Below are 4,822 nucleotides of genomic sequence, written 5' to 3' on the forward strand. Positions count from 1 at the left end.
AAAGATTACTAATTTTCTTAAGTTACTAAACATGTTTTTTCTTCCCCTTAGTTATAAATATAACATATTTTAATTATGCAAACAAATTTAGGGAGAATTTTGTAGAGATATCAGAGGTTTCTTTTAATGGCAGAAAGATTTATCTAAAGGTAGAGTTTTCGTAAGCATATGTCGAGAATGCATTGCATTGAGGCCTAAGATAGAATGCCACAGTTAAAATAATAATTGTTGGTGAAATTTTAATATTGGCGGGCTTTTCTTTATTGATATCCCAAAGTAGTTTCATTTGACCAATAGCACAGTCGTTGTTAATATACTATCTTGTATCGGGGCGTAGCGCAGCATGGCTAGCGCTCCTGAATGGGGTTCCGAATCAAGCTAATTTTACATCGTTAATTAATTCAGCAGGTTATGCGATTCTATTTTTTTAATAATAAGTAGATTTAGAAAGTATGAAATTATATGGTATAAATAAGTTATAGAAAAATGGTTAAAAAAAGAGCATTTTTTACAATGTTGGTTCTATTTTTATGTATCTCATTGCCTGCTGTAGCACGTAGAGTTCAGTATAAACACTCTTCTGTTGTAAATATTGCAAAAATTATCGAACTTTGGGATACAAGCAATGTGATTCAAAAATTAGAAGAAATTCATGAAAGAGTAGGAGAGGAAAATGTCAATCCTTATATAGTTTCGCAATTAGAAGAATTAGATCAAAAGATACTTTTAAATGATGATGATATAGATTTTTTAATATTTGCATTAGAAAATGAAGCAATTTTATTGGATTTTATAGACAAGAGATTTATTGCCGATGTAATATTACCTGTAGGTACATCTTCAGATGATGAAATAGGAAAGTTTTTAATTCAGCATTTGTTATGGTTTTATAATTATCGTATTGCCTGCTCTGAGGAAGGTTTTGGAGTATTAGGCTATGAAGTAGAAGTGTTAAAAGGCCAGGTTGTGTTTCAAGGGAGGATTCTCGGGCTTTTAATTGATATTATAAACGGCAATGGAATTATGGGTGACCAAGATGTAGCAGCTAATGTTACAGGGCAGTTTATGAGAGCTGTTTATTGGGCAAGGCCAGAGAACAGGATAAATGGTCGTTTTGTTAGCGATGATGATAGTCCAACGATGGAGTTAGACAGTCTAAATCAGATTATGAGTGTTGAGACTCAAAAAAGAGTAGATAAATATACTCCTGTGATTTTAGCCTTTAAAGCTTCTATTTTACCCCCCCAGTTTAATGTTGATCGTTTGATTAACTATACTAGAATTGAAATTTTTGGGGGATTCTCTTTAAATGAATTGACGGTTGAATCAAAAAGAATGCTAGTAAATGTTTTGGCTATAGTTGAATCTAGACCATGGATGGATGAGGAGTGGATGCAGATTATAGATGAAGCTGCATTGAGTGAATATAGGTCTTCAGCTGTTACTCAAATCGGTTTTGTTGGTTTAGGCGCAATGGGTATGGGCATGGCAAAAGTTATCTCTGAAAATGGCATTACTATATTTGGTACTGATATAAATAGTGAGACGATAGAGGGGTTTGATGAGGCTGACATAGGTACTTCAGCAGTTGATTTAGAATCAATGGTTAAAGGAATGGGTGAAGGTAGAAAAGTAATTTGGCTTATGGTTCCTCATGGCGCACCTGTTGATGAAAATATTGATAAAATTATAGAATTAAAGCAACAAGGGTTACTAAGTGAAGGTGATATTATAATAGATGGTGGTAATTCAAATCATATCTTACATAGAGCTCGAGCAGAAAGACTTTTAGAGGAAGGCATTATTCTTTTAGGTGCTGGGACAAGTGGTGGTACTGCTGCAGCAGGAAATATGTCTATTATGGTCGGCGGTAATCAGGAGGCTTATCAGCAATGCCAGCCTGTGTTTAAAGCCTTAGGGATAGAGAATGGGTATAATTGGTTTGGAGAAGCTGGATCGGGACATTTTGTGAAGTCAGTGCATAATGGTATAGAGTACTCATTTTTTCAAATATTAGCTGAAGGAGTCGAAGTGTTGGCTAACTATTTTGGTTGGAATCAAGAAAAGTTAGCTGAAGTTATAGGTGGTTTACAGGATAGTAATCTCTCCTCTTGGATAATGGAATTAGCTTTAGAGGTTGCAGAGGATGATGTTTTTTCAATGGTCGGCCCACATATCCTAGAAGGAAGTACTGGGACATGGACACAAGAAGATGCTATGAGATTAGAGATTGCAATACCTGTATTAGATGCTACCTTGCAAGCACGTATTGATTCTAGAGAGACTGATCTAAAAGATTATCATATTGCTCCAGGAGATTTTGCAGCTAGCTTTATAGCTTTAATAAGAAATAAGATGGGTTCACATCGCTATGAGGAGTTATCCCAAGAGATAACATCAGAGATGCGTTGTAATGCTTTAGGTGTTGGTTCAGAGAAGATAAGCATAGAAGAGCAAGCATTTGTAGAGAATATGTTATCAGCTATTACATATGGTTGGTTGATGGCTTTAAAAGAAGGCTATGAAGTGATAGCTGCATCAGAATATAATATAGATACTCAGGGATTAGCCAACTTAAGTACTGTTTGGCAGAATGGTTCAGTAATAAGGTCTCAATTAGTAGGATTAGCAGGTGCTCATTTTCAAACAGGTGAAGATGTTCAAACTGCATTTAACAATATAGCTCAAGGACTTGGTGTTGGTGTAAGTTCTATCGAGTGGCTTGATGAGATTACCCGCAGTTTAAATACACCAACTCCTGCATTCGATGCTATTTTAGAGTCTGCAGAATAGAATTAGATTAGATATGTTTGTTTATTATTCGGAGTAGCTTAGCCAGGATAATCTTATCAAACGCATATTTCCTCTTGCCATTTCCTTTTACCATCTTTAAACTAATACAGGTATTTATCGGGGCGTAGCGCAGCATGGCTAGCGCGCCTGAATGGGGTTCCGAATCAAGCCAATTTCATATCTTTAATTAATTCAGCAGTTTACGTAAAATCACCTTTAAAATCAGTTAGTTAGTGACTTACCTGTATTATCACCTATTACCGTCTATTACCATGTATTGCCCTCTATTCTGGACACTTTTTGGACACTAAAAGAGGGAGGGGTTATTTGACAAGTGGCAAGGGTGTGGTATACTTATTATATGCTTTATAAAACTAATAGTGTAACAAGAGGAGCTTGGATAAACTGAAATGAAATACAGTAAATTAAGAACCACTGCATTGGTGTGCTTTATTTTTATGAGCTCTATTGTTTTTTTATCTTCTTCTGCTTTTGCCAGAAGAACTAAAACAATTTCTCAGATTCCAGGAAGATTTGTTTCTGTAGAGGATGATCTAGGGGCAAGGGGAGGGCCATTATCTCAGCATCGAACACAGATAAGGGAAGTTTTAATAACAGAATTATTAAAATCAGTTATAGGTAATATTACAGAAGATACTCCATGGAGAGAAAAGTTGATAGATTATATGGAAATTGTTTCTAATAGTTTAGTGAGGAATAATTCTGGGACCTTAGAGCAGCTGGAATCAGCAGGTATAATAACAGAAGAGATAAGAAGCTTTTTACTTGGTATAGATAATTTTTCAACAGCAGATGTGAGGGCATTAAATCTTGTTCCACTTGCAGATAGAATAGTTGAATTAATCAATGGTTACTATGATAATCCGATACATCAATTTACCCAAGTTCAGGTAGATACTTTATTAAAAAAGCTTGTTTCTTGGCAAGATATACAATGGTTAGCTGAAGAATTTGAGATAAGTTTAAGCGATGCTATGCGCGTTGTAATAGACTATAGCAGTCCCCTAGAATGGTTGAATGCAAATGTGTCTCTAGCTGGACAATTATCTGAAAAATTTGATATAAGCTTAGGTGATGCTATGTATGTTGTAACAAGGCATAGTCATCCCCTAGAATGGTTGAATGCAAATGTGCCTCTAGCTGGACATTTAGCTGAAGAATTTGAGATAAGTTTAAGCGATGCTATGCGTGCGGTAATAAACTATAACAATCCTCGGGAATGGTTGACTACAAATATGCCTCTAGTAATGAAGTTATTGGGAGCATACGAAGACTTTGGGGCAACTAGTTCGCTTTGCATGGAGGCTGTAAAGAAGAAAAATCCCGAAGAATGGCTTAGGAAGAATCTAGAGTTGTCCTAGTAGAAGAACAATCTATCTTAGTGAAACAACTTTTTAATTATCTCCTTAATCAAATTTTGAATATTGACGCATTTGGAATTCCTTGCTACCTTATTTTTCAGTGGTTTAGATTAGCGGGGCGTAGCGCAGCATGGCTAGCGCGCCTGAATGGGGTTCCGAATCAAGCCAAAATCATATCTTTAATTAATTCAGCAGTTTAAGTAAAATACTCTTTAAAATCAGTTAGTTAGCGACTTACCTGTATTACCGTCTATTACCACCTATTACCCTGTATTGCCCCCTATTCTGGACACTTTTTGGACACTTGAAAGTATTTGTTGAAACAAACAAAATAAAATAATTTCAAAAGTTATTTGACAAGTTGGTAAAATATGGTATAAATCTTACATAGGCTATAAAAGATAATGGTATATAAACTTTATTTTTAACGAGGGAGATCAAAATGAAATTTAGTAAAAGTACTTTATTTGGATGTCTAGTTTTTATTTCTATTCTAATTTTATGTCAACCTGCTAATGCGAGGAGAGATGAAGAGGGGCAGCCGAACTTAACTAGAGTTATTGTTCAGCTAAACTCTAGCAATTTAGAAGATGGATCGCAAGCTCTTGAAGATTTGAGTGGTCTTAACCTTGCTGAGTTAGATCAAA

Annotated in this window: 3 protein-coding genes; all 3 read left to right on the top strand. The window is 35.3% G+C overall.

The window, feature by feature from the left end; all coding sequences use genetic code 11:
- The first annotated feature begins 486 nt into the window (after positions 1-486).
- Positions 487-2,793, top strand: coding sequence for an NAD(P)-binding domain-containing protein (locus P9X27_06895; GenBank protein MDP8254101.1), 2,307 nt, complete (start codon positions 487-489; stop codon positions 2,791-2,793).
- A gap of 410 nt (positions 2,794-3,203) precedes the next feature.
- Positions 3,204-4,175 carry a hypothetical protein gene (locus P9X27_06900; protein ID MDP8254102.1) on the top strand — a complete coding sequence of 324 codons (972 nt, stop codon included), beginning with the start codon at positions 3,204-3,206 and terminating at the stop codon, positions 4,173-4,175.
- A 442-nt stretch (positions 4,176-4,617) separates the two neighbouring features.
- The coding region (locus P9X27_06905; protein ID MDP8254103.1) for a hypothetical protein at positions 4,618-4,822 on the top strand (205 nt) is incomplete at its 3' end.

Source organism: Candidatus Kaelpia aquatica (assembly GCA_030765335.1).
Lineage (GTDB): Bacteria > Omnitrophota > Gorgyraeia > Kaelpiales > Kaelpiaceae > Kaelpia > Kaelpia aquatica.